Source organism: Klebsiella sp. Q11, from assembly GCF_964241505.1.
GTDB lineage: Bacteria > Pseudomonadota > Gammaproteobacteria > Enterobacterales > Enterobacteriaceae > Klebsiella > Klebsiella michiganensis.
Genome location: NZ_CAXSXW010000020.1, coordinates 38,009 through 61,969, shown reverse-complemented (window position 1 = coordinate 61,969; position 23,961 = coordinate 38,009). Strand labels below are relative to the sequence as shown.

Here is a 23,961-nt window from a genome sequence, read left to right as displayed (position 1 = left end):
TAATAGGAGTTATTCTCGTAACTTTATGAATTTAAATGAGATAACATGATTTTTATGGTGTGAATAACATTTAGTCGCGCTCGCCTTTTTTCAGCATGTTCGGTATCTGGATGAATAATCTATGAACCTGATTTCAGGTTATCTGGCTTACGGAATTTTTCTATAAGTACATTCTGACGGCGATTCATTTATCAGGGGTGAAGGATGAAACGCGTAAAACTGAATATGAATGTTTTTGACGCTGCTCTGATGCGCCTGGATTGGGTATTTGATACTTTCGAGCAGGTCTGTTTATCTTTTTCGGGTGGTAAAGACTCGACGGTATTATTTCATCTGGCGGCAGCCGTTGCGCGTAAAAAAGGGAAAAAGTTTGCGGTATTGTTCGTGGACTGGGAAGCGCAATATTTATTAACCATCCAGCACGTACAAAATATGAAAGAGCGCTATCAGGACGTGGTAAGCCGCTTTTACTGGGTGGCGCTGCCGATGACCACGGTGAGCGGCGTATCGCAGCATGAGCCGGAATGGGTCGCCTGGCGGGCCGGGGAAGAATGGGTGAGGCAACCGCCGGATGACGCCATCACCGATGCCGGTTTTTTCCCTTTTTATCAGCCGGAAATGACCTTTGAAGCGTTTATACCGGCCTTTTCCCACTGGCTGGCTGCGGGGCGCAGTCTCGCTTCGCTGATCGGCATCCGCACCGACGAGTCGCTGCATCGCTATATGGCGCTCACCTCGCCGACCAAACTGCGCTTTGAGGAAGATAAACCCTGGACCACCGCCTCGCCGGAAGGGTTCAGCTATACCTGCTATCCCCTCTATGACTGGCGGACCCGCGACATCTGGATCTTTAATCATAAGTCGCGCCTCCCCTACAATCCGCTCTATGACCTGATGCACCGCGCCGGCGTACCGCTGAAAAATATGCGCGTCTGCGAGCCCTTCGGCCCCGAGCAGCGGCGCGGGCTGTGGCTCTATCACATTCTTGAGCCGGAGACCTGGGAGCGGATGTGCCGTCGGGTATGCGGCGCGCACAGCGGCGCGATTTACGCCAACGCCAGCGGCGACTACTTTGCGCTGAAGACCAAAATCCGCAAACCGGCGCATTTTAGCTGGCGCGAGTATGCGCTCTTTCTGCTCGACAGCATGCCGGCAAAAACCGCCGAGCATTACCGTAATAAAATCGCTATTTATCTGCACTGGTACCAGACCCGCGGTTTCCCTGTCGATATTCCCGACGAGCAGGAAAAAGATCTCGGCTATCGCGATGTTCCCTCATGGCGCCGCATCTGCAAAACGCTGCTGAAAAACGATTTCTGGTGCCGGATGCTGTCGTTCAGCCCGACGCAGCCAAAGCACTATGAGCGCTACTGTCGGCTGGTGAGTAACAAACGTAAAGAGTGGAGGACGCTTTGATGTCGCCGGATGTGGCTAAGACAGTGATTGAATATCTCGAGTCGTTTGATGATGTTGACCTGAAAATCAAAGCGATTAACGAGCTGAAGAGCCTGATCCACCAGCACAGTCCCTTCTGCCGCGAGCCGGTGGACTGCGTGCTGTGGGTCGAGGCCAAAACGGTTGAGGCGAATGACTACAACCCCAACGTGATGGCGACGGTGGAAAAAAAACTGCTGGAACGCTCTATCGAACTGGATGGTTTTACCCAACCGGTAGTGGTGGCTCGCCAGCAGCGACGGCACCTGGTCGTGGACGGTTTTCATCGCCATCTGATTGGTAAGAGTCGCCCGGAGCTGAACCGGCGCCTGCATGGTTATCTTCCGGTGACGCTCATCAATGCCGAACGCGAAGGGCAGAAAGAGCGCATCGCCGCCACCATTCGCCATAATCGCGCCAGGGGCAAACATCAGATCGCGGCAATGTCCGACATCGTCCGCGATTTACATCGCCAGGGCTGGGACGATCGGCGCATCGGCGAAGAGCTCGGTATGGATGCGGACGAGGTGCTGCGCCTGAAACAGATCAGCGGCCTGACGGAGCTGTTCGCCGACGAGAGCTTTAGTGAAGCCTGGACCGTGGAGTAGCCAATGTGCGCTACTCCTGCGCCAGCTCGGCTTCCGGCTGCTGGCGTATCCGGCTTAATAAACCCGCCAGACAGCACGCGGCCGCGATCCCCGCCGCCACCCCCAGCAGATGAAAAGGCAGCCTGCCGCCGTTAAACCACAGCCAGCGCGCCGCTTCGATAGAGAGCGCGCTGACGCTAAGGATCACGATATTTAGCGAAGCGGAAACCGTACCTTTTGGCAGATCGTTAGAAAAGAGGGTAAAGCGGAACAGCGTCGGGAAGATCAGCCCGATGCCGAAGGCGTAGAAGCAGGTGCCGAGCACCGACCACAGCCAGACGTGCGGCCACAGCAGGTTGCCGAGGATCAGGATCGCCAGCCCGGTCATCTGGATGGGCACCGCGCGCCAGATAAAGCGCGGACGCGTCGGGTCTTTTACCCAGCGCGCCACCGACAGGTTGGCAATAATCACCGCGCTGAAGACCGGCACCTGGGTCCAGGCGAACTCGGCAGTGGTCAGCCCGCCGTCGTCAATCAGGATAACCGGCGAGACCGCAACCCAGCTCATCAGTGGAATATAGCTGAGCGAGAGCGTGGCGGCGCCGAACAGAAAAACGCGGTTGCGGAAAACATCGCGGAAATCGCGCAGCACGCCGCTGGCGCTGAAGGGGACGTCGCCGCGCCGGACGGTCTCCGGCATATTCAGCAGTAGCCCCAGCCAGGCGATAAAGCCCATGACGGCAATAATCCCGAACAGCACTTTCCAGTGCACGAAGTGCATCAGCGCCGCGCCGGAGAGCGGGCCAATTATTGGCGCGATCAGCACGATCGAGGTAATAATCGCCATCAGCTTAATGGCTTTTGTCTGGCCGAACGCCTCCTGCACGGTGACGTAGCCGACCGTAGCGATAAAGCAGATGCTGGTGCCCTGAACAAAGCGCGCGGCGAGGAACTGCTCCATTGAGGTGGTGAACAGGGTCGCGAAGCAGGCCAGGGTAAAGATCAGCGCGCCGGTGAGCAGCACCGGACGGCGGCCGATACGATCGGAGAGCGGCCCGAGCAGCCACTGTAGCGCCATGCCGCCGGCCATATACAGGCTGACCGAGGCGGGAGCCAGCGCCACGTCGGCGTCAAAGTCGCGCACCACGTGAATAATCCCCGGCTGGATAAGATCGGTGGTCAGATAGGCGGCAAAGTCATACAGGATCAGCGCCGCCGGGAAGAACAGCGTGGTGGAATGGCGGGCGAAAAAACGGGTCATCCATTGCAACATCGGTGGGCTCCTTGTTGAGTCTCTACGCCATAAATAGCCGTTTATGCGCGCACTATTTCAGCACTTCACACTGCAATAAATTTAGGGTCAACCTAAATATCCATGTGTTTTTAATGGTTAATATGTATTCATATAAGAAATACATTAAAAACAAAAAGTTGAATTAAATATGTAAATGCAGCAGCGAAGGAATTTGTGAAAACAGCCACAGCAGCAGACCGATAGTGCCGCCAACCAGCGTGCCGTTGATGCGGATAAACTGCAGATCCTTACCAATGTTCAGCTCGATTTGTCGCGACATATCGCGGGAGTCCCAGCTTTTGACCGTATCGCTGATATGGCGCGTCAGGAAGGCGGCAAACTCCGGGGCCACCCGGTGCGCCGCCTGCTCAAGATGTTCGTTCAGGGATTCGCGCAGCGCCTCATCGTGGAGCAGCGTTTCGCCAAACCACTGACCGGCTTCGGCAATGCGCTGCTTAATGCGTGAATCGTCGCTATTAACATCGTTTTTAACCCAGCCGCGCAGATCGGCCCATACCTCGCCCAGATAGCGGTTAAAGGTCTCATCGTTTTTCAGATACGCTTTGATATTGTCCGCTTTTTCCGTCATCAGCGGATCGGACTTCAGGTTGTCGATCAGCTTCAGCGCCGCGCGATCGAAGGCCTGGCGGATCTGATGGGCGCGATCCTGACTCACTTCGTCGAGCAGCGTGTTAACCGCATCGGTAACCATTTCAGCGCTGTGCTCACCGAGCCATTCGGTAGGCAGCAGCCTGGCTTTAAGCGGATGCTCGGTCTCCAGCCAGTGCACGATACCGCGGGCAATAAACGCCCGCGAGCTGTCGCGCTGGAGCAGGGCGATCAGCTGGCTAATCAGCGAATCCAGCAGCTTCTGGTGGCGGTTATCGCGCGTCAGCCCTTCCAGCATCATCGCGCTGGTTTGGGTTAAATCGACCTTATCAATCGCTTTATGTACCGCCCGACGCAGCAGGCGCTGAATGCGCGCGTCGTCGGTTAGCTCCAGGAAGCCGCTCATCACCTGCAGCAGATGCTGGCCGACCCGACGCGCGTTTTCCGGCTGGCTGAACCAGTTACCGAGCATCAGCGCCGGTTCATAGCGCCGGATCAGCGCGACCAGAGAGGGCGTATCGAGAAATTTTTCCTGCACGAAATAGCCGAGATTATCGGCAATCCGGTCCTTATTACGCGGAATAATCGCCGTATGCCGCGCAACGAACGGCAGCGGAATACGGCGAAACAGCGCCACGACCGCAAACCAGTCCGCCAGCGCGCCGACCATTGCCGCTTCGGAAATAGCCTTTAGCGCACCGACCCATGGCGTTGGCGGCAGCATGAGGGTAGTGATAAAAATGGCGGCTGCAATCAGCAGCAGCGAGAGCGCCAGCAGCTTGGCGCGTTTCAGTTCAGCGAGTTTTTCCATAAGCTTAAGCATATAGCCTGACGGCGAACTCGTGCAAAAACTGCCACACAATCCAACAACCAAAAGCCATCAATACGCCGCCGGCCGTGCGCTCGACTCGCCAGACGACGGCGGAAAGGCGGCGCTGCACCGACGGTAGCGCAATCAGCGTGACCAGCAACAGATCCCATATCAACACCACGCTGGTCATCCAGGCTCCGCTGACGGCCTGCTGCACCAGCGTGACGTTCGGGCCCAGCAGGGAGGTCATCAGCGCGAGGTAGAACAGCGCGTTTTTCGGATTGAGCAGCGAAGAACCCAGCCCGAGAAAAAGCTGTTTCACCAGCGGCGGGCGCGAAGCCGAGGCGCCGTGCAGCGCCAGCGTGGTCGGACGGCTTCTGAGCAGCAGGCTGCCAATCCACAGTAAATACGCCGCGCCCAGCAGCTCAATCACCGTAAACAGCAGCGGCGCCTGGCGCAGGATCCCCCAGCCGATAATGGCCAGAAGAATATACAGACCGTTTCCGGCGGCAATGCCGATACACAGGCCGACGCTGCCGCGCAGGCGATAGCGGATGGCGTAGCCCACCAGCAGAAAAAAATCCGGCCCGGGGCTCAGCAGGGCGACAAAATGGGAGAGCGCCAGCGCGGGGAAGGCGGAGGGAAAGAGCGTAGCGAGTATGTCCATAGCAACCTCAGTATTAATCTGAGGTCACCTTACGCCAGCGTAAACGCTAATTATTGTCTGTTATTGATCGGGACTGCGCATACTGGCGCGGCGTGGCGGCGGTATAGCTGACAAAGGTTTTATGAAAGTGGCTCTGGTCGGCAAACCCGGCCTGGTAGCCGACATCGGCGATAGTATCCCCGGCGCGCAGGCGCGTTTTGGCGAACTCAATCCGCGCGATATTGATAAAGCTGGCGGGCGTCAGGCCGGTATCCTGCTTGAAGGCGCGGATCAGCGTCTCTTTGCGCAGCGCAAACTCATCGGCGAGGCTATCCAGCGTCGGCGGCGCCTGCAGATTGGTTGCCAGACGACTGAACAAACGCGCGCTGGTCTGGCTAAGCGCCACAGGCGCGAGCGGGCGCAGCGGCAGGTCGCGCAGGAACCGGGCGACGCTGACGGGTAACGCGGCGGTGTTTTGCTGAGTCATCAACGCCACGATCTGCAGATACCGGGCAAAGAGCCCGGCATCGCGAATCACCGGCCGGGAGGTTATCAGCCGCTCGTGATGCGCATCGTTTGCCAGCTGTCGCCAGCACCAGCTTAGCTCGAGATAGAGCATATGGTAGCTGCGCGGCTGGCCGTCGCGCGGATTGCAGCTGTGGGGCGCCTGGGCGGGGATAATAATCAGATCGCCCGGCCGCAGCAGATACTCCTGCCCGTTGCAGATACAGCGCGTTTCCCCCTCGATAATCGCCCCTACGGAGAGCTGCGGATGGCGGTGACGTTTATAGGCCTGACGGCTTTGCCAGGTGCTGCGCAGCTCCAGCCAGGGCAGCTGTTCGTCGCGCCAGAAGGTTTGCTGAATATCGCGCGTATGGCTCACGGTGGGCTCCTTAGCTGAGGGGGATAGCTGTTTATACCATGCCGTTTCCGCTGGTGGATATTACCGTCGTGCCTGATGACGAAATTGTCCAGCATCGAAGAGTCGCCTTACTGGAGCTGATGCAAAAACATATTCGTCAGCGCGATTTGCTGGGCATTGTGGAACATCTGACGGCCATTTTGCTTAGCGGATACGCTAATGACAGGCAGCTAAAAACGCTGTTTAATTACCTGATTCACTCGGGCAAAGCGCTTCGGTTGGGGAAATTTATCCGCGAAGTGGCTCAGCGTGTTCCGCAGCATAAGGAGAAGCTCATGACTATCGCCGAAAGGTTACGTGAAGTGGGGCGCAGGCAGGGGAAGCGGGAAGGTCGCCAGGAAGGTCTCGAAAAGGGACGACTTGAGGGCGTTGAGGAGGGGCAGCGCGCCGAAGCGCGGCGTATTGCTCAAACGATGCTCGCCGAAGGTATGGCCCTGGAAACGGTGCTGAGAATTACCGGTTTGTCGGAGGCGGATATCCGGGCGGTTACTCACTAAATTATTGATATTACGGTGTTGTTTATGGGCGATTTATGCCGATAGCGCGCTCCGTTCCATTTCGGGAAAATTCCGTATCTCTCTGAGTTTGGCCGCATCCTCAGTTATCTCGACTACCCTTAATATCCTGTGCGGTATTTATGACTGCGTTAACAGCGATAACAAGGAGACATGCGATATGGCTTATCAGACGGTGAATCCTGCAAACAATCAGCTTATCAAAGCGTACCCGGCACACAGCGACGCGGACGTGGAAGCGGCTCTGCAGAAGGCGGATGCGCTATATCATTCGTCGTGGTCGAAAGGCGACATAGCGCAGCGGCTATCGGTGCTGCACAAGCTGGCGGATCTGATCGACGGCCGTGTTGACGAGCTGGCGAAAATCGCCAGCCAGGAAATGGGCAAACTCATTGAGCAAAGCCGCGGTGAAGTGAAGCTGTGCGCGCAAATTGCCCGCTACTACGCCGACAACGCCAAACAGTTTTTGGCGCCGGTAAAGTATCCGTCCGAGCTGGGTGAAGCCTGGGTCGAACACCATCCCATCGGCGTACTGATGGCGGTAGAACCGTGGAACTTCCCTTATTATCAGCTTATGCGCGTACTGGCGCCGAACCTGGCGGCGGGGAACCCGGTTATCGCCAAACATGCCAGCATCGTCCCGCACTGCGCGGAAACCTTCGGCAACCTGGTACGCGAAGCCGGTGCGCCGGAGGGCGCGTGGACTAACCTGTTTATTTCTCAGGATCAGGTGGCGAAGATTATCGCCGACGATCGCGTACAGGGTGCGGCCCTGACCGGCTCGGAAAAAGCCGGTAGCGTGGTGGCGGCGCAGGCGGCTAAACACATCAAGAAAGCGACGCTTGAACTGGGCGGCAACGATGTCTTTGTGGTCCTGGACGACGCCGATCTGGAGAAGGCGGTGAAGATCGGCGTGCAGGCGCGGCTCAACAACGCAGGCCAGGTGTGCACCGCGGCGAAGCGCTTTATCCTGCATGAAAAAATTGCCGACGCGTTCCTGAGCCAGTTTACCGAGGCCTTCCGTCAGGTGAAAATCGGCGATCCGCTGGACGAAAGTACCACGCTGGGCCCGCTCTCCTCAAAAGACGCGCTGGAAACGTTGACCAAACAGGTTGACGAGGCGGTGAAAAACGGCGCGAAGCTGCATCTGGGCGGCAAACCTGCGCAGCGGGAAGGCAGCTTTTTCGAACCCACTATACTGACCGGCATTACCCGCGATAACCCGGCCTATTTCGAAGAGTTCTTCGGCCCGGTCGCGCAAATCTACGTGGTGAAAGATGACGATGAGGCGGTGAAGCTGGCCAACGATTCGCACTATGGCCTTGGCGGAGCCGTATTCAGCCAGGATATCGAAAGGGCGAAACGCATGGCGTCGCGGATTGAAACCGGTATGGTCTATATCAACTGGCTAACCGATACCGCGCCGGAGCTGCCGTTTGGCGGCGTTAAACGCTCCGGGTTCGGCCGCGAGCTTTCCGATCTCGGGATTAAAGAGTTTGTGAATCAGAAGCTGGTGGTGGTGCATAAATAACGGCGTAAAGACAAAAACCTGCCATCTGGCAGGTTTTTTTGGCGTTCACTGAACTTCAATCTTATCCCAGCCGCTCTTAAACATGCAGCTGTCGACGAGCGTATCCCTGCGCCCCTCATTGGCGTCCTCAACCGTATAGCTGGTGGAAATATCCTTTTTCTTGTTCTTTTTGTCCGTTTTTTCCGAGCTTGAACCGGTGACGACGTTATCCGGGGGGAGATCGATCAGCGCCTGCGCTTCGCACTCCGTGAGCTTTTTATTCATCTCCGTATCGCTGACTCCCGGCTTCACCCATTTGTACTGGACGCAGCCTGACAGCAGCACGGTGAAGCTCAGAACGCAAAGCGCGGCGAAGCGGCCGTTCATCAGAAGGTAACCCCGCCGCCGACATAGGCGCCGTCAATCAGCGTGTGGCCCGGACGGCCATCCTTGCCGTCGACGCTGACATGGCGATAGCCCACTTTCAGCGTGACCGGGGTGATTGGCGTCCAGCTTACGCCGCCGTTGGCTTCAACGTAGTTTTTGACGCTATTGTTCAGGCCCTCCGGTGCGGCATAGCCCTCACCATAGAGATGGATGCTGTCGGTCAGGGCCACGTTGACGCCGCCGCCGATGGGGAAGGCCACGCCGTTATCGCCTTTTTTAGGGCCGAGGTAGATGGCTTTCGCGCCGGCATTGAACATCACCGGGCCGAGTTCCAGGTTATAACCCGCGCCTACGCCGCCTGTCTGGGTACCGTCATCGGTATTTTTGAGCCAGTTGCTTTCCACATACAGGCCAGAAGAGGATTTCCCCATTTCCAGATTCAGGTTGGTGAAGTTCTTGCCCTGCTCAACGGTGCCGCCCATCGCGAGTGCGGACCCCGAGACGGCAGCCAACGCCGAGAGAAGAAGGATATTCAGCTTTTTCATGTTTTATGCCTCATCATTACATTACGCGGAGGGCACCTTAACAATCGATTTTTATGACTGCAAATCAGCGAGTGATGGCTGTTTTATGCTAATTTTGTTATTAGATATATTTATTTGTGTTGTTTGTTAGTTGTTTTTACTGTGGAGTCAATGGGTAATCTTTAGCCGTTGAGCGTGAGTTGAATCTTTTGGCTAAATATTCGCTGAACAGGCGCGAAAAAGCGGTTGTGGACGCAATAATTGGCTTTCTAATTATTTCCAAAAACATTTCTATTGTTACATATAAGAACAAAATTTTACATTTCATTCGCGCATTCCCCCTCCAGAAGAGGGGGGCGAGCGACATGACTACTTGCGCAGGCTTGCAAATGCGCTGCGAATCTCATCTTCCGGAAGCTGTATCCCAATAAACACCAGGGTACTGTGCGGCCGCTCATCGCCCCACGGCCGGTCCCAGTCGGCGCTGTATAGCCGTTGAACGCCCTGGAACAGCAGGCGGTTGGGCTCGCCGTCGATCCACAGCATCCCTTTATAGCGCATCAGCTGTTCAGCATAGGTGAGCAGCAGGTTTTCCATCACCCGCGACACGTCGCTGATATCCACCGGATAATCCAGCTCCACCACGATAGACGACACGTCGTTCTGCTTATCGGCCATAAAGTGGAAGCGCGGTTTGCTGCTGACCACGTTCTCTTCCAGCATAAAGCCGCTGGTGTTAAACAGCAGATTCAGGTCGATATCGCCGTGGGTGACGTTGTAAATCGGCGCGCGGGCGTTAATACGCATCAGCCGTTCGCGGAGCTTGTCGCTGTCGCCCGCCACGTCAGTTTTGGTGAGCAGGATACGATCGGCGTAGCCCACCTGCGACTGGGCAATGGTGAACTGATTCATCTGCTGGTCGGCATGCACCGCGTCAACCAGCGCAATCACGCCATCCAGCAGATAGCGTTCACACAGCACATCGTGAGAGAAAAAGGTCTGGATGATCGGGCCGGGGTCGGCCATGCCGGTGCATTCGATCACCAGCCAGTCAAAATCAATTTCTCCGCGATCGCGGCTGTCGAGCAGATCGAGCAGGGCGTCTTCCAGTTCGTTGGAACGGGTACAGCAGATGCAGCCGTTGGTCAGGGTTTTAATCTGCGTGGCGCGATCGCCGATAAGCTGGTCATCGACGGCGACTTCGCCAAATTCGTTTTCGATAACGGCAATTTTAAAGCCGTGCCGTTCGTTCAGGATATGGCGCAGCAGGGTGGTTTTACCCGCGCCAAGAAAACCGGTGAGCAGGGTGACTGCAATCGGTGCCATGTTTGTCTCCATTAGCAGCAGCGTACGCCGCCTTTGCCGTCGCCGCCATAGCGGGCCTGCTGGCGTTCGCGAAAGAATTCATCGTAGGTCATGTACGGCTTGTCCGGATGGTTAGTCTGCATATGCTCGACGTAATTATCGTAATCCGGAATGCCAATCAGCATTTTCGCTGCCTGACCGAGGTATTTTTTTGCCTGACCTAAGTTACCAAACATTGTGAGTCCCAGAGAACGAATAAAGCCGGATGGCGGCTAGCGCCTCATCCGGCCTACAAACATTCGTTTGTGTAGACCGGATAAGCGTAGCGCCATCCGGCATTAAGGTTTAGTGATGCGAAGAGGTCTTCACGCCGCCTTCCGGTACCGGCACGTACGGGGTCTCTTTGTCGGTACGCACTTTATTGTTGCGCACGTTGAGCCAGGTTTTGATGCCGTAGAAGATGATGCTGTAAACCACTACCAGGAACAGAATGCTCAGACCCGCGTTGGTGTAGTTGTTCACCACGATATGGTTCATGTTGGCAATCTGCTGCGCGGTCAGTTCGCCGCCAGCGGCGATCTTCTCTTTATACTGCTGCGCCATGAAGAAGAAGCCTTCCATCTGCGGGTTGGTGCTGAACAGTTTCAGGCCCAGCGCCCAGGTGGTGCACAGCAGCAGCCATGCGGCCGGGATCACGGTGACCCAGATATATTTGGTGCGCTGCATTTTGACCAGCACCACGGTGCCGAGCACCAGCGCCACGGCGGCCAGCATCTGGTTAGAGATACCGAACAGCGGCCACAGGCTCTTCACGCCGCCCAGCGGGTCGACCACGCCCTGATACAGCAGGTAGCCCCACAGGCCGACGCAGCCCGCGGTACCGATAACACCGGCCACCAGCGAGTCGGTTTTCTTGAGGAACGGCACGAAGTTGCCCAGCAGATCCTGCAGCATAAAGCGGCCTGCACGGGTACCGGCATCCAGCGCGGTAAGGATAAACAGCGCTTCAAACAGAATACCGAAGTGGTACCAGAAGCCCATATCCGCCATCGGGATGATTTTGTGGAACACGTGAGCGATACCCACGGCCAGCGTCGGCGCGCCGCCCGCGCGGTTCAGTACCGACGGTTCGCCGATATCTTTCGCGGTTTGCAGGATTTGCTCAGGTGAGATCACGAAGCCCCAGGAGCTGACGGTCGCCGCCGCGTGTGCGGTGACATCCCTCAGCTGCGCGGCAATCAGCGCGGCGTTCTCACCGCCCATTTCGTGCAGGTTCGGCATGGTGATGCCCAGACCCGCCGGCGGGGTGTTCATCGCGAAGTAGAGGCCCGGTTCGATAATTGAGGCCGCTACCAGCGCCATCACCGCCACGAAGGACTCCATCAGCATTGCGCCGTAGCCGATAAAGCGGGCGTCGGTTTCGTTAGCCAGCAGCTTCGGCGTGGTGCCGGAGGCGATCAGGGCGTGGAAGCCGGAGACCGCGCCGCAGGCGATAGTGATAAACAGGAACGGGAACAGCGCGCCTTTCCACAGCGGACCGGTACCGTCAATGTACTGGGTCACCGCCGGCATTTTCAGGTCCGGGTTGAGGATAACAATGCCCAGCGCCAGGCCGACGATAACGCCAATTTTCAGGAAGGTCGCCAGGTAGTCGCGCGGCGCCAGAATCAGCCAGACCGGCAGCAGCGCCGAGATAAACGCGTAGCCAATCAGGGTAAAGGTAATGGTGGTGTCTTTAAAGGTCAGCGCCGGGCCCCAGTACGGGTCGTGGGCAATCACGCCGCCGAAGTAAATCGACGCTACCAGCAGGACGATACCAATCACCGATACTTCGCCTACGCGGCCCGGGCGCAGGAAGCGCATGTAGATCCCCATAAACAGGGCGATCGGCACGGTCGAGCAGACGGTGAAGACGCCCCACGGGCTTTCCGCCAGCGCTTTCACCACGATTAACGCCAGCACCGCAAGGATGATGATCATTATCAGGAAGCAGCCGAACAGCGCGATGGAACCCGGCACCGGACCCATCTCCTGCTTGATCATTTCCCCCAGCGAGGCACCGTTACGGCGCGAGGAGATGAACAGCACCATAAAGTCCTGCACCGCCCCTGCCAGCACGACGCCCGCCAGCAGCCACAGGGTACCCGGCAGGTAGCCCATCTGCGCGGCGAGCACCGGGCCCACCAGCGGACCGGCGCCGGCAATCGCGGCAAAGTGGTGGCCGAACAGCACGTAGCGGTTGGTCGGAACGTAGTTCAGGCCATCGTTATTAATCACCGCAGGCGTGGAGCGCGTAGGGTCGAGCTTCATGACCTTTTGCGCAATGTACAGGCTGTAATAACGGTAGGCGACGAGGTAGACGGAAACCGAGGCCACCACGATCCACAGCGCACTGACGTGCTCGCCGCGGCGCAGAGCGACGACCGAGAGGCAAAATGCCCCGATGATTCCAAGAATCACCCAGGGTATGTGCTTGAATAACTTTTTAGTATCCATAGTAAAACCTGGCTTAATAAGATGAATAATGGGCCGAAGCCGTCTGGGTTTAGTTAGTGTTTGAGGAGGCATTGATTAGCTATGCTGGGGACCATCTTGCCAGAACGTCGCGCGCGTAAAGTTGGGTAAATCTGTGAGTGGTTATATCCGGGGTTAAGCGGTCACTTGCAAGGGTAAGCGGTTGGGCAGGAATCCCGGTAGGTTTAAATATGTGATTGAGATCACAGGAATATTCCCGCCGTGACGATGGGGGGAAGCGAGGTAATCCCCTCTCCCGCGAGAGAGGGGAAGGCAAAACTACGCCACGACGTCCATCTCCATCATCACCGGATGGAAGCGGCGCTTAAAGTAGATCAGCCCGTGGCCCTGCTGGCTCAGGGTAATGTTGCTGATTTCCACCAGATAGACCAGGTGGCTGCCGATGGTCTGCACCTGGCTAATCTCGCCTTCGAGGCTCGCCAGCGCGCCTTTTAGCACCGGCTGGCCCAGCGCGCCTTTTTGCCAGCCGCTGAGGCCGAAACGGTCGTCCATCGTCATCCCGGTCATGCCGGCGAAGTGGCGGGCCATCTCCTCTTGCTCGTGGTTCAGCACGTTGATGCACAGCTTGCCGTTGCCCTGGAACACCGGATTCATCGCGCTGTTAGCGTTGATGCAGACCATTACCGACGGCGGCGTATCGGTCACCGAACAGACCGCGGTGGCGGTGATACCGCAGCGGCCCGCCTCGCCTTCGGTGGTGATGACGTTAACGGCGGCCGACAGACTGGCCATGGCATCGCGAAAACGCAGACGTTGTTCATCTAATTGCATTGTGACCTCCCGCTGCCGGTTACTTCAGCAGCTTATCCAGCATGTTGATATCGGTATTGTTGTGCAGATGCGGCACCGTCCAGCCGTTCTGGTCGTACTCGGACAGGCAGCGATCCACCATCGCCATCATTTTGTCCATGTTGCCGGAGCTCTGCGCCTGACGCAGGCACTGCAGGCGAATCTCATCCTGGCTACCGGAGTAGTTGATTTCGTACAGTTCATGACGGCCGCCAAACTCGCTGCCGATGGCGTCCCACATCAGTTTGAGGATCTTGATACGCTCGACGTGATCCATGCCGTTCGATCCGCGCACGTATTTCGCCAGGTATTCGTTGATCTGCGGATTATTGAGATCGCGGGCGCTGGACGGCAGATAGATCAGGCCGCTGGTGACGTTGCGTTCAATAATGTTTTTGATTTTGGCGTAGGCCATCGGCGCCATCACGCGATAGGTTTGCAGCGCGGCGTGATCCGGCAGATACGCGCCGTTAACCCACGGCGTGGCTTCGGCGCACATCGAATCGCTCAGCGCCCAGAACATATTGCGCCAGGCCACCACTTCGCCGAGATCCGCCTGCACGCCGCGGAATTCAAGGGTGCCGGTGCACTCCAGCGAGCGCTTGAGCAGGGCGGTGATAAAGTCGAGCTTCACGGCCAGACGCACGCAGGCCTGCAGCGGATACATGCGGGCGAAACCGCCCTCCATCGTCCAGCGGCGGCAGCGATCGAAGTCGCGATAGATCAGCACGTTTTCCCATGGGATCAGCACATTATCCATCACCAGGATCGCATCGTTTTCGTCGAAGCGGCTGGAGAGCGGATAATCGTAGGGCGATCCGGTTGCTCCGGCGACCAGCTCATAGGAGGCGCGGGAGATAAGCTTGACCCCTTCGGCGTCCATCGGCGCGACGAACATCAGCGCGAAGTCCGGGTTTTCGCCCATCACCTGCGCCGAGCCGAAGCCAATCATGTTGTAGTGGGTGAGCGCCGAGTTGGTGGCTACCACTTTCGCGCCGCTGACGATGATCCCGGCATCGGTCTCTTTTTCCAGCTTGATATAGACGTCTTTCACTTCGTCGGCTGGCTTATGGCGGTCGATGGGCGGGTTGACGATGGCGTGGTTAAAGTAGAGGCCTGTTTCCTGGATGCGGGTGTACCAGTTGCGGGCGTTCTGTTCAAACTGACCATAAAACGCCGGGTTTGCGCCGAGCGCGCAGCCGAACGCGGCTTTGTAGTCCGGGGTACGTCCCATCCAGCCGTAGCTCAGGCGCGACCATTCGGCGATAGCGTCGCGCTGCTGGCGCAGATCGTCGGCGCTTTTCGCGACGCGGAAGAACTTGTGGGTATAGCCGCCGCTGCCGGTATCGGTGCCCCAGCACAGGGTATCCTGTAGCTCGGGTTTATGCAGCGCATCGTACATCTGGGCGACGGAGGCGGCGGCGTTGCGGAACGCCGGGTGGGTGGTCACGTCCTTAACGCGTTCGCCGTAGATATAGATTTCTCGGCCGTCCTGCAGGCTCTTCAGGTACTCTTCACCGGTTAACGGGCGTTTAGCGTCGGCACGGAAATTTTCAGGTTTCATTGGTGACCTCTTCAGTATTAATCGGAATGCGATGTTAAATTTATGTTTTGTTTTTGTTGTTCAATTGAAGCGGTTAACGCGGCTTTCGTGAAGAGACTTTTAGGTCAACGGTCGGTACTTTTCAGGCAGGGTTGGGTTATGTGATCGGGGGTTGGTTTTTCTATTTTCCGGCCTGGCTCCCCGATGATCCGACGACAAGCCAGGGCGGGTTTTGAATTTGTAGCCCGGACAGATGCGCAGCATCGCCTCCGGGAAATGCAGCGACTCTGCGCTCTGCTCCGGGGGGCGCTTGATGCGCCTTGCCCGGGATACCGCCTCTCAGACGGCTGCGAACTCGCCGCGCCGTCCCCGGTAAGGTCTTATGATACCGGTACTTTTTGCGTTCTGAACGCGCTCGGCGAGCAGCCGACTAAGCGGTTAAAAAAGCGGGCAAAATAGGCCGGATCCTTAAAGCCCAGCTGCCAGGCTATCTCGTTGACCGCGCTGTCGGAAAAGAGCAGTAGCCTCTTGGCTTCGCGCAGCTGCCTGTCGAAAATCAGCCGCTTGGGCGGCCGGTTGGCGAAGCGGCGGCAGATATCGGTTAACCGGGATTCGGTCAGATGCAGCTCGCTGGCGTAATCCGGCACCGTCCAGTGCTGATGGTAGTGGCCGTCGATCAGCTGGTTAAACCGCTGGAACAGCTTGAGCTCGCCGCGTATCCCGCTGGCCGCGTGATCGTCAAGCTTCGCGTTGCGCAGCAGTAGGGTGAACACCGCCTGCGCCAGCAGCGTCAGGGTATGTTCCCGCCCCGGCAGTTGCGACGTCGATTCCCGTTCAATCAGCCGCCAGTAGTGCGCCAGCGCCGCCAGCTCCTCGGGCCTGTCGGCCAGCGACAGGCAGATGCCCGGCAGACCGAAAGCCTCCCGCGTGCCGGGATAGAGCACCTCCAGCAGCGGCCAGACCAAATCCTCGCGCACCGTCAGCACGTGACCGTCGCTATCGGACTCGGTGATAAAAGCGTGCGGCACCGAGGGCGGTGTCAGGACAAACAGCGGCGCCTGCACCGAATAGCGATGATCGTCGAGCTGCAGCTCAATCTGCCCGGTATCGAGAAAGTGCATCTGAAAATACTGGTCGTGACGGTGCGCCTGCATATCGCGGCCAAAGAACTCCGCCATCCGGGCAAAGGATTGGTAATGTACCTCCTCCGTTCCCAGGCTCTCATCGTACTCTTTATTAATATCGATATTGGCTATCGGGCTCTGGCACATGGCGGCTCCTTACGGCGTCGCGCGCGGACGCGTTCCTTTCATCGGAATCGCCCAGATAATCATCGCGCCGATGACCAGCAGGGCGGCGACGAACCACAGGCCGCTGCTGAAGCTGCCGGTAATATCCTTCAGCCAGCCGATCATAAAGGGGCTGAGCGCCGATCCGATATTACCCGTCGCGTTGATCACCGCGATGCCGATCGCTCTGGCGCGCAGGCTGATCGACTGATCCGGCGTGGTCCAGAAAATGGCCATTGCGCTAAACGATCCGGTGGAGGCCATCACGATCCCGAGCAGCTGGATCAGGTTGTGATCGGTGGCCGACGCCAGCAGCCAGCCCGCGGCGGCGAACAGGAACGGCAGGGCGGTGTGGTGCTTACGCTCCTGATGCTTATCGGAGTGGCGGCTCCAGTAGATCATCCCCAGAATGGTACAAATCTGCGGGATCGCCGCCAGCAGGCCGATGGTGATATTGCTGCTGCTTTCGTTAAAGCTTTTGAGGATCTGCGGCGTCCAGATGCTGATCGCGCTGAGCGTATTGGTCAGGCAGAAGTAGGCCAGGGTGTACATCAGCACGATCGGCGTGAACACTTCCCGCCACAGGCTGCGCTGCTGCATGGCGTGATGGCTGATCGCCCCTTCCGGCTGGACCAGCGTCAGGCGGTCGTTATCCATCATCTCCTGCAGGCATTTTTTATCGTCCGCGGTCAGCCATTTCGCCTTCGACGGCGAATCATCAAGCCAGAACCAGACCATAATACCGAGCAGCACCGACGGGAAGCCTTCCAGCAGGAACAGCCACTGCCAACCGTGCAGGTTCAGCAGGCCGTCCATCGACAGGATATAGCCGGAGACGATCGACCCCAGCGCGGTGGTCACCGGCATCGCGATCATAAACAGCGCGTTGGCGCGGGCGCGGAAAAAGGCCGGGAACCAGTAGGTCAGATAGAGCAGAATGCCGGGCAGAAAACCGGCCTCGGTGATGCCCACCAGCATCCGCAGGATATAGAGGCTGTTCGGCCCGGTCGCGAACATGGTGGCGGTGGAGGCGATGCCCCACAACACCATGATGGTGGCGATCCAGCGGCGAGCGCCAACGATGCTGAGCATCACGTTGCTGGGAATGCCGAATATCACGTATGTGGCGTAAAACAGGGTGGTGGCAAGACCGAACATGGTGGCGTTAAGGCCCAGATCCTGCCCCATGGTCAGCCCGGCAAAGCCGATATTGATGCGATCTAAAAACGAAAAGATAAACAGCACAAACAAAAAGACGATCAGGCGGCGAAAGAGCTTGTTGATAACCGACTGCTGCTGCGCCGTCAGCTGCTTGTGCTGATTAGCCGGATCGAACTTTTCCGGGATGGCAGATGATGTATCGCTCATTATCATTTTCCTCTAATGGGAATTTTGTAGGGTACTGCGGGTATTAATAGACGCCTGACGAACCCTGGGCGGTTTTTTCCGCGCCAAATCGCGCCGCCAGCGCTTCCGCGCCGCGGGCCAGCAGGGTGGTATCGACGCCGACGGCGACAAACAGCGCGCCGAGTTCCAGGTAGCGCTTCGCCAGCGGCTCGCTGGCCATCAGGATCCCCGGCGCTTTGCCCGCCGCGCGAATTTGCCTGATGGCGTGCTCAATGGCGGCCTGCACTTCCGGATGCTGCGGGTTGCCGCTGAAGCCCATATCGGCGCTCAGATCCGCCGGGCCAATAAACACGCCGTCCACGCCCTCGACATCGAGGATCTGCGGCAGATTGTTGAGCGCTTCGCGGGTTTCGATCTGCACCAGCACGCACATCGCGTCGTTGGCCTGATGGAGATAATCCGGGACGCGGTTCCAGCGCGAGGCGCGGGCCAGCGCGCTGCCGACGCCGCGAATGCCCGCTGGCGGGTAGCGGGTGGCTTTCACCGCCAGCCGCGCTTCGTCGGCGTTCTGCACCATCGGCACCAGCAGGGTTTGCGCGCCGATATCCAGCAGCTGTTTAATCTGTACCGGGTCGTTCCACGACGGCCGCACCACCGGCTGGCTGGGGTAGGGAGCGATCGCCTGTAGCTGGGTCAGGATCGTCTGCACGCTGTTTGGCGCATGCTCGCCGTCGATCAGCAGCCAGTCGAACCCGGCCCCGGCCAGCAGCTCGGCGCTGTAGCTGCTGGTCAGCCCCAGCCACAGGCCAATCTGCGGACGACCCGTTTTTAAGGCGTCTTTAAAGGCGTTATGCATCAAGTTTCTCCTAGACAAAGCGACAGCTAATCGCGCCCATGTTGCCGTAGTCGACGTGGAAGGTGTCGCCTTTGCGCGCCGGTACCGGCCGGGTAAAGGAGCCGCCGAGAATAATCTGCCCGGCTTCCAGCTGGACGTCGTACGGCGCCAGCTTGTTCGCCAGCCAGGCCACGCCGTTGGCTGGGTGATTCAGCACCCCCGCGGCGACGCCGGTCTCTTCAATCACGCCGTTGCGATAGAGCAGGGCGGCGATCCAGCGCAGATCCAGCTCGTCGGGTTTAATCGGACGGCCGCCGAGGATCACCCCGGCGTTGGCGGCGTTATCGGAGATGGTGTCGAAGACTTTGCGCGGGCGCTGGGTTTCCGGGTCGATGTTGTGGCAGCGGGCGTCAATCAGCTCCAGCGCCGGGATCACGTAGTCGGTGGCGTTGTAGACGTCGAACAGGGTGCAGTGGGGGCCGCGCAGCGGTTTGGCCAGCACGAAGGCCAGCTCCACTTCGATACGCGGGACGATAAAGCGGTCGGTAGGAATATCGCCGCCGTCGTGGAAAAACATATCGTCCAGCAGCGCGCCGTAATCCGGTTCGCTGATTTGCGAACTGGCCTGCATTGCTTTTGAGGTCAGGCCGATTTTATGTCCTTTCAGCACGCGGCCTTCGGCGATTTTCATATTTACCCATTCGCGCTGTACCGCGTAGGCGTCTTCGATAGTGATCGTCGGGTGATCCAGCGAAATAGCGCGGATCTGTTCACGCTGTTTTTCCGCCTGGTTTAGCCGCTGGGCGATCAGGGTATGGGTATGTTTATCGAGCATAGTTGCTTCCTGTTACGTCATTCGGTGCTGCTGCGCCGGAAATAAAAGCCGGCGTCGTTTCGCCCTCTCCCGGCGGGAGAGGGCCTGACCGGCCGCACGCTATTTAAACAAGGCGTGCACGTTGTTCTGCTTGTAGTTCAGCGTCGGGTGCAGTTCATCAATCTCAAACGACAGCGCCAGATAGCGGCTCTCCATCAGCGCGGCGAAATGGGCTTTGATCAGCGTGAACAGCATATCGCCCACGTCCTGGCGGCTCTCCAGGCTGCGTCCGGCGCCAATTTTCAGCGTCATATGCACAAAGGCGTAATCGTGCTGGCCGTCGGCCATCTGCCTGGTATCCAGCCAGATGGCGCGGCTGCGAATGCCGCCGATGGGGAAGATGCCGGTGGCCGCCAGCGCGGCGTTCACTTTGCCGAACAGGCCCGGTAAATCAGCCTGCTCGCGGATGTTGTCGGTACATTCAGCGATAAAATGCGGCATTCTGCGTGCTCCTTACGCCGTTTCCGGCAGCGGGAAGACGGCGTTGACCTGACCGGTGCCGGAGCTGGCGAACAGCTCGGTAATAAACTCTACTTTGCCGTCGTATTTGTCCCAGCCCAGCAGGCCCAGCAGCATCACCGTGTCGTGCATATTGCCTTCGCCGAAGCAGTAGTCGGCGTACTCCGGCAGCATGGTGCAGAACTCTTTGAATTTGCCTTCGCGCCACAGCTTCACGACCCGTTCGTCCATCTGGTGATCGAACTCGCGGGTATAGCTGTTCATCCCCTCTTCGGCGCGCTGGTCGTCGATAAAACGGTGCGACAGCGAGCCGCTGGCAAAGACCGCCACGGTGCCGTCATATTTCTCGATAGCCTTAAGAATGGCTTCGCCCAGCCTGCGGCTGTCGGCAAAATCATGAACGGTACAGAACGCCGAGATAGAGACCACTTTGAAATGCTTATCGCTGTTCATGTAGCGCATCGGCACCAGGGTGCCGTACTCCAGCTTCAGGCTTGGAATGTTGTGCGCTTTGGCGCGGACCCCGAGTTTGACCGCTTCGTCGGCGATCAGGTGGCCGAGCTCCGGATTACCGTCATAGTCATAGGTCATGTCGCGAATAAAATGCGGCAGCTCGTTGCTTGTGTAGACGCCCTGGAAATGGTCGGCACAGTTGATGTGGTAGGCGCTGTTGACCAGCCAGTGGGTATCAAAGACGATGATGGTATCCACACCCAGCTCGCGACACCGCTTGCCGATTTCTTTATGCCCATCGATGGCTCCCTGGCGGCAGCCGTGGTTTTTACCCGGCAGTTCAGAGAGATACATCGACGGTACGTGAGTAATTTTTGCTGCTAACGCTAACTTTCCCATATCAGACTCCCCATTTTGGGATCGGATGGTCGCCCATCGAGATGCAGACGTTTTTCATTTCAGCGAACACTTCAAAGCTGTATTCGCCGCCTTCGCGGCCGGTACCGGAGGCCTTCACGCCGCCGAACGGCTGACGCAGGTCGCGGACGTTCTGGGTGTTGACGAACACCATTCCGGCTTCGATGCCGCGCGCCAGGCGCAGCACTTTGCTGACGTCCTGGGTCCAGATATAAGAGGCGAGGCCGTACTCCACGTCGTTGGCCAGGCGCAGACCTTCCGCCTCGTCTTTAAACGGCAGCAGACAGGCTACCGGGCCAAAAATCTCTTCCTGCGCCACGCGCATGCGGTTATCGACGTCCGCCAGCACCGTTGGCCGCAGGAAGTTGCCGTTTCTCAGATGGGCGGGCAGATCGGCGGGCTTATCCGCGCCGCCGGCCAGCAGGGTCGCTCCTTCTTCAATGCCGAGGCGGATATAGCCGGAGACTTTCTCCCAGTGCTGCTGGCTAATCAGCGCGCCCACCTGAGTGTTCGGGTCGGTAGGGTCGCCGACGCGCAGGCGATTCGCGCGTTCGGCAAAGCGTTTAACGAACTCGGGGTAGATGCTCTGCTGAATGAAGATGCGCGAGCCGGCGGTGCAGCGTTCGCCGTTGATCGAGAAAATGGTGAACAGCGCGGCGTCGAGAGCGCGCTCAATATCGGCGTCTTCGAAAATCAACACCGGCGATTTGCCGCCCAGCTCCATGGAGTACTTTTTCAGCCCGGCGTTTTTCATGATGTTGCGCCCGGTGGCGGTACCGCCGGTAAACGATACCGCGCGTACGTCATGGTGGCGTACCAGCGCATCGCCCGCCGTCGCGCCATAGCCCTGAACCACGTTCAGCACCCCCGCTGGAATGCCCGCTTCCAGCGCCAGCTCGCCAAGACGGTCGGCGGTTAGCGGCGACAGTTCGGACATCTTCAGCACCGCGGTATTCCCCAGCGCCAGGCACGGCGCCACTTTCCAGGTGGCGGTCATAAACGGCACGTTCCACGGCGACACCAGCGCGCAGACGCCGACCGGCTGCACGAGGGTGTAGTTGAGCATCTTGTCGTCAACCGGGTAGGTCTTGCCGTTCATCTGCTGGCACACTTCGGCGAAGAATTCGAAGTTGTGCGAGGCGCGCGGGATCAGCACGTTTTTGGTCTGGTGGATCGGCAGGCCGGTATCGGCGGTCTCCATGGCGGCGATCTCGGGGACGTTCTGGTCGATCAGATCTCCCAGCCGGCGCATCAGACGCGCGCGCTCTTTCATCGGTAGATTGGCCCATTTCGGAAACGCCTCTTTCGCCGCCGCCACCGCCTGATTCACCTCGTCGGCGCCGCCGGAGGCGACTTCCGCCAGCACTTCGCCGGTGGCCGGGTTAGTGGTATGGAAATATTCCGCGGCGGCGACGTTTTTGCCGTTGATCCAGTGGTTAATTTTTTTCATGACAGCTTCTCCTCATATGCCTGCTGGCTAATGATGTGGTTGACCAGGCGGCCGACGCCTTCCACTTCGACGATCACTTCATCGCCCGGCACCACGTCCGACAGCCCCTTCGGCGTGCCGGTGGCGATCATGTCGCCCGGCTGCAGGGTCATAAATTCGCTGAGGTAAGCGATCAGGAACGGAATGCTGAAGATCAGATCGGCGGTGGTGCCCTGCTGGCGCAGTTCGCCGTTGACCCAGGTGCACAGCGCCAGGTTGTGCGGATCGGGGATCGCCTCTTTGCTGACGATCCACGGGCCTATCGGCGTCAGGGTGTCGCGGCTTTTGACCCGCAGGTTGGGACGATAGTAGTTTTCCAGGTAGTCGCGGATGGCGTAGTCGTTGCAGACGGTGTACCCGGCTACGTACTCCATGGCGTCGGCTTCGGCGACCTTACGCGCGGTTTTGCCGATCACCACCACCAGTTCAGCCTCGTAGTGCATGTACTCGACGTTATCCGGGCGCACCGACTCTTGCCTATGGCCGATAAAGGTGTTGGGCGCTTTGATAAACACCAGCGGTTCGGTTGGCGGCGTAAACGCCAGCTCGCTGGCGTGATCGGCGTAGTTCAGGCCCAGCGCGAACAGGGTGCCGTCGGCGGGCGGCAGCCAGCGAAACTCGCCTTCCTGAAGTAACCTGCCGTTGGCGAGCTGGACCTGACCGCGTTCATTCACCGGGACATCGTGCCGCTGTCCCTGCCACTCAATACGTGCTTGCCTCATGCCAGCTCTCCTTCATCAATCACCGGGTTTTCCAGCGCCGGGAAGCCCTCGGCGAGAATGCGTACGCGATCGCCGGGGCGCAGCGTAACGCGGGAGTGGGGCGTACCGATCAGAATCGCATCGCCGGGATTGAGGGTGGCGAATTCGCTCAGGGCGCTCAGCAGCTCGGCGGCGGAGCGCTGGAGATCGACGGTATTCCAGCTGTCCGCCTCGCGACCGTTGATTTCGGTGATGATGGTCAGGTTATCGACGTTGCTGAGCGGCGCGAGCGCGCCAAGCGGGCAGAAGCCGTCGCGGCATTTGGCTTTGATGGCCGGACGATAGAAGCTCTCTTCCGGCAGGCTGACGTCGTTCGCCAGCGCGTACCCGGCAATATAAGCCGCGGCGTCTTCCGCGGCGATTTTGCGTGCGGTTTTACCGACGATTAGCGCCACGGTGGCGCCGCTCTGCACGGTTTCGCCTTGCGGGTAGGGAATGCTCTCGCCGTCGCCGATAACGGTGTTGCGCGGTTTGATAAACCAGACCGCGGTCTTCGGCGGGGTTTTATACGGGGCCTGCTGGAACGCTTCGCGCCAGGCGTCGAGCTGGCTGCGGTGGTTAAGCGCCACGGCGAAGATGGTACCTTTCATTGACCACTCCTCTGCTACGGAATTAGGAAGCTAGTT

23 protein-coding genes and 1 pseudogene are annotated in these 23,961 nt (G+C 58.5%); 4 read left to right on the top strand and 20 right to left on the bottom strand.

The features are described from left to right. Positions 1 to 204: 204 nt before the first annotated feature. Entirely contained in the window at positions 205 to 1,416 is a 1,212-nt protein-coding gene (locus ACESQ2_RS25615) for a phosphoadenosine phosphosulfate reductase (protein ID WP_032693014.1), read from the top strand. After that, complete coding sequence (locus tag ACESQ2_RS25610; RefSeq protein ID WP_014227775.1) at positions 1,416 to 2,042, top strand: ParB/RepB/Spo0J family partition protein; 627 nt, start codon at positions 1,416 to 1,418, stop codon at positions 2,040 to 2,042. The genes ACESQ2_RS25615 and ACESQ2_RS25610 overlap by 1 nt, the downstream gene beginning before the upstream one ends. A 10-nt stretch (positions 2,043 to 2,052) precedes the next feature. On the opposite strand, the gene mdtM is transcribed toward ACESQ2_RS25610, so the two are convergent. From mdtM to ACESQ2_RS25590, 4 genes are all read right to left on the bottom strand, one after another. After that, a complete protein-coding gene (mdtM, locus tag ACESQ2_RS25605) occupies positions 2,053 to 3,294 on the bottom strand; it encodes a multidrug efflux MFS transporter MdtM (RefSeq protein ID WP_373171528.1) in 1,242 nt (413 codons plus the stop codon). 163 nt (positions 3,295 to 3,457) lie between these two features. Beyond that, positions 3,458 to 4,747: a DUF445 domain-containing protein gene (locus ACESQ2_RS25600; protein ID WP_373171526.1), complete on the bottom strand. Its 1,290-nt coding sequence runs from the start codon at positions 4,745 to 4,747 to the stop codon at positions 3,458 to 3,460. After that, entirely contained in the window at positions 4,740 to 5,402 is a 663-nt protein-coding gene (locus ACESQ2_RS25595) for a LysE family translocator (RefSeq protein WP_032747768.1), read from the bottom strand. The genes ACESQ2_RS25600 and ACESQ2_RS25595 overlap by 8 nt, the downstream gene beginning before the upstream one ends. 46 nt (positions 5,403 to 5,448) lie before the next feature. Further along, positions 5,449 to 6,264 (bottom strand): AraC family transcriptional regulator, encoded by an 816-nt coding sequence (locus ACESQ2_RS25590; RefSeq protein ID WP_345911832.1) that lies wholly within the window; start codon positions 6,262 to 6,264, stop codon positions 5,449 to 5,451. Positions 6,265 to 6,293: 29 nt separating this feature from the next. On the opposite strand from ACESQ2_RS25590, the pseudogene ACESQ2_RS25585 reads away from it, so the two are divergent. Beyond that, positions 6,294 to 6,800 (top strand): annotated as a pseudogene (locus ACESQ2_RS25585) (Rpn family recombination-promoting nuclease/putative transposase); the annotation flags it as partial. A 178-nt stretch (positions 6,801 to 6,978) separates the two neighbouring features. Continuing rightward, positions 6,979 to 8,349: an NAD-dependent succinate-semialdehyde dehydrogenase gene (locus ACESQ2_RS25580; RefSeq protein WP_373171524.1), complete on the top strand. Its 1,371-nt coding sequence runs from the start codon at positions 6,979 to 6,981 to the stop codon at positions 8,347 to 8,349. Positions 8,350 to 8,394: 45 nt separating this feature from the next. Here ACESQ2_RS25580 and ACESQ2_RS25575 read toward each other — a convergent pair whose 3' ends face one another. The 16 genes from ACESQ2_RS25575 to ACESQ2_RS25500 form a co-directional block, all read right to left on the bottom strand. Next, positions 8,395 to 8,715, bottom strand: coding sequence for a hypothetical protein (locus ACESQ2_RS25575; protein ID WP_004098289.1), 321 nt, complete (start codon positions 8,713 to 8,715; stop codon positions 8,395 to 8,397). After that, positions 8,715 to 9,260 carry a YfaZ family outer membrane protein gene (locus ACESQ2_RS25570; protein ID WP_014227782.1) on the bottom strand — a complete coding sequence of 182 codons (546 nt, stop codon included), beginning with the start codon at positions 9,258 to 9,260 and terminating at the stop codon, positions 8,715 to 8,717. The genes ACESQ2_RS25575 and ACESQ2_RS25570 overlap by 1 nt, the downstream gene beginning before the upstream one ends. Positions 9,261 to 9,608: 348 nt before the next feature. After that, positions 9,609 to 10,565 (bottom strand): GTPase, encoded by a 957-nt coding sequence (gene yjiA, locus ACESQ2_RS25565; protein WP_373171522.1) that lies wholly within the window; start codon positions 10,563 to 10,565, stop codon positions 9,609 to 9,611. Positions 10,566 to 10,576: 11 nt separating this feature from the next. Further along, the gene (locus ACESQ2_RS25560; RefSeq protein ID WP_004098292.1) at positions 10,577 to 10,780 is read right to left on the bottom strand and encodes a YbdD/YjiX family protein; all 204 of its coding nucleotides are present in this window, start codon (positions 10,778 to 10,780) and stop codon (positions 10,577 to 10,579) included. Between the two features lie 109 nt (positions 10,781 to 10,889). Continuing rightward, positions 10,890 to 13,040: a pyruvate/proton symporter BtsT gene (gene btsT, locus ACESQ2_RS25555; protein ID WP_014227784.1), complete on the bottom strand. Its 2,151-nt coding sequence runs from the start codon at positions 13,038 to 13,040 to the stop codon at positions 10,890 to 10,892. A 297-nt stretch (positions 13,041 to 13,337) separates the two neighbouring features. Further along, on the bottom strand, positions 13,338 to 13,850 hold the full coding sequence (locus ACESQ2_RS25550) for a 4-hydroxyphenylacetate 3-monooxygenase reductase subunit (protein WP_047724590.1): 513 nt from the start codon (positions 13,848 to 13,850) through the stop codon (positions 13,338 to 13,340). A gap of 19 nt (positions 13,851 to 13,869) precedes the next feature. Beyond that, on the bottom strand, positions 13,870 to 15,432 hold the full coding sequence (gene hpaB, locus ACESQ2_RS25545) for a 4-hydroxyphenylacetate 3-monooxygenase, oxygenase component (protein WP_004128599.1): 1,563 nt from the start codon (positions 15,430 to 15,432) through the stop codon (positions 13,870 to 13,872). Positions 15,433 to 15,791: 359 nt separating this feature from the next. Further along, on the bottom strand, positions 15,792 to 16,682 hold the full coding sequence (gene hpaA / locus ACESQ2_RS25540; RefSeq protein WP_134897140.1) for a 4-hydroxyphenylacetate catabolism regulatory protein HpaA: 891 nt from the start codon (positions 16,680 to 16,682) through the stop codon (positions 15,792 to 15,794). A 9-nt stretch (positions 16,683 to 16,691) separates the two neighbouring features. After that, complete coding sequence (gene hpaX, locus ACESQ2_RS25535) at positions 16,692 to 18,068, bottom strand: 4-hydroxyphenylacetate permease (RefSeq protein WP_004098301.1); 1,377 nt, start codon at positions 18,066 to 18,068, stop codon at positions 16,692 to 16,694. A gap of 43 nt (positions 18,069 to 18,111) precedes the next feature. After that, positions 18,112 to 18,903: a 4-hydroxy-2-oxoheptanedioate aldolase gene (hpaI, locus tag ACESQ2_RS25530; RefSeq protein WP_373171519.1), complete on the bottom strand. Its 792-nt coding sequence runs from the start codon at positions 18,901 to 18,903 to the stop codon at positions 18,112 to 18,114. Between the two features lie 10 nt (positions 18,904 to 18,913). Next, positions 18,914 to 19,717, bottom strand: coding sequence for a 2-oxo-hept-4-ene-1,7-dioate hydratase (gene hpaH, locus ACESQ2_RS25525; protein ID WP_004098303.1), 804 nt, complete (start codon positions 19,715 to 19,717; stop codon positions 18,914 to 18,916). A gap of 99 nt (positions 19,718 to 19,816) precedes the next feature. Next, positions 19,817 to 20,197: a 5-carboxymethyl-2-hydroxymuconate Delta-isomerase gene (locus ACESQ2_RS25520; RefSeq protein ID WP_373171517.1), complete on the bottom strand. Its 381-nt coding sequence runs from the start codon at positions 20,195 to 20,197 to the stop codon at positions 19,817 to 19,819. A 12-nt stretch (positions 20,198 to 20,209) separates the two neighbouring features. Next, positions 20,210 to 21,067, bottom strand: coding sequence for a 3,4-dihydroxyphenylacetate 2,3-dioxygenase (hpaD, locus tag ACESQ2_RS25515; protein WP_162122028.1), 858 nt, complete (start codon positions 21,065 to 21,067; stop codon positions 20,210 to 20,212). Between the two features lies 1 nt (position 21,068). Further along, positions 21,069 to 22,535: a 5-carboxymethyl-2-hydroxymuconate semialdehyde dehydrogenase gene (gene hpaE, locus ACESQ2_RS25510; RefSeq protein ID WP_004108546.1), complete on the bottom strand. Its 1,467-nt coding sequence runs from the start codon at positions 22,533 to 22,535 to the stop codon at positions 21,069 to 21,071. Then, on the bottom strand, positions 22,532 to 23,296 hold the full coding sequence (locus ACESQ2_RS25505) for a fumarylacetoacetate hydrolase family protein (protein WP_224385037.1): 765 nt from the start codon (positions 23,294 to 23,296) through the stop codon (positions 22,532 to 22,534). Before ACESQ2_RS25505 ends, hpaE begins: the two co-directional genes overlap by 4 nt. Next, on the bottom strand, positions 23,293 to 23,925 hold the full coding sequence (locus ACESQ2_RS25500; protein WP_148849622.1) for a fumarylacetoacetate hydrolase family protein: 633 nt from the start codon (positions 23,923 to 23,925) through the stop codon (positions 23,293 to 23,295). Before ACESQ2_RS25500 ends, ACESQ2_RS25505 begins: the two co-directional genes overlap by 4 nt. Between the last annotated feature and the right edge of the window lie 36 nt (positions 23,926 to 23,961).

Bases quoted from the DNA above. Each gene is read 5' to 3' on its own strand.
- ACESQ2_RS25615 (WP_032693014.1), top strand. From the start codon at position 205: ATGAAACGCGTAAAACTGAATATGAATGTTTTTGACGCTGCTCTGATG.
- ACESQ2_RS25610 (WP_014227775.1), top strand. From the start codon at position 1,416: ATGTCGCCGGATGTGGCTAAGACAGTGATTGAATATCTCGAGTCGTTT.
- mdtM (WP_373171528.1), bottom strand. From the start codon at position 3,294: ATGTTGCAATGGATGACCCGTTTTTTCGCCCGCCATTCCACCACGCTG.
- ACESQ2_RS25600 (WP_373171526.1), bottom strand. From the start codon at position 4,747: ATGCTTAAGCTTATGGAAAAACTCGCTGAACTGAAACGCGCCAAGCTG.
- ACESQ2_RS25595 (WP_032747768.1), bottom strand. From the start codon at position 5,402: ATGGACATACTCGCTACGCTCTTTCCCTCCGCCTTCCCCGCGCTGGCG.
- ACESQ2_RS25580 (WP_373171524.1), top strand. From the start codon at position 6,979: ATGGCTTATCAGACGGTGAATCCTGCAAACAATCAGCTTATCAAAGCG.
- ACESQ2_RS25575 (WP_004098289.1), bottom strand. From the start codon at position 8,715: ATGAACGGCCGCTTCGCCGCGCTTTGCGTTCTGAGCTTCACCGTGCTG.
- ACESQ2_RS25570 (WP_014227782.1), bottom strand. From the start codon at position 9,260: ATGAAAAAGCTGAATATCCTTCTTCTCTCGGCGTTGGCTGCCGTCTCG.
- yjiA (WP_373171522.1), bottom strand. From the start codon at position 10,565: ATGGCACCGATTGCAGTCACCCTGCTCACCGGTTTTCTTGGCGCGGGT.
- ACESQ2_RS25560 (WP_004098292.1), bottom strand. From the start codon at position 10,780: ATGTTTGGTAACTTAGGTCAGGCAAAAAAATACCTCGGTCAGGCAGCG.
- btsT (WP_014227784.1), bottom strand. From the start codon at position 13,040: ATGGATACTAAAAAGTTATTCAAGCACATACCCTGGGTGATTCTTGGA.
- ACESQ2_RS25550 (WP_047724590.1), bottom strand. From the start codon at position 13,850: ATGCAATTAGATGAACAACGTCTGCGTTTTCGCGATGCCATGGCCAGT.
- hpaB (WP_004128599.1), bottom strand. From the start codon at position 15,432: ATGAAACCTGAAAATTTCCGTGCCGACGCTAAACGCCCGTTAACCGGT.
- hpaA (WP_134897140.1), bottom strand. From the start codon at position 16,682: ATGTGCCAGAGCCCGATAGCCAATATCGATATTAATAAAGAGTACGAT.
- hpaX (WP_004098301.1), bottom strand. From the start codon at position 18,068: ATGAGCGATACATCATCTGCCATCCCGGAAAAGTTCGATCCGGCTAAT.
- hpaI (WP_373171519.1), bottom strand. From the start codon at position 18,903: ATGCATAACGCCTTTAAAGACGCCTTAAAAACGGGTCGTCCGCAGATT.
- hpaH (WP_004098303.1), bottom strand. From the start codon at position 19,717: ATGCTCGATAAACATACCCATACCCTGATCGCCCAGCGGCTAAACCAG.
- ACESQ2_RS25520 (WP_373171517.1), bottom strand. From the start codon at position 20,197: ATGCCGCATTTTATCGCTGAATGTACCGACAACATCCGCGAGCAGGCT.
- hpaD (WP_162122028.1), bottom strand. From the start codon at position 21,067: ATGGGAAAGTTAGCGTTAGCAGCAAAAATTACTCACGTACCGTCGATG.
- hpaE (WP_004108546.1), bottom strand. From the start codon at position 22,535: ATGAAAAAAATTAACCACTGGATCAACGGCAAAAACGTCGCCGCCGCG.
- ACESQ2_RS25505 (WP_224385037.1), bottom strand. From the start codon at position 23,296: ATGAGGCAAGCACGTATTGAGTGGCAGGGACAGCGGCACGATGTCCCG.
- ACESQ2_RS25500 (WP_148849622.1), bottom strand. From the start codon at position 23,925: ATGAAAGGTACCATCTTCGCCGTGGCGCTTAACCACCGCAGCCAGCTC.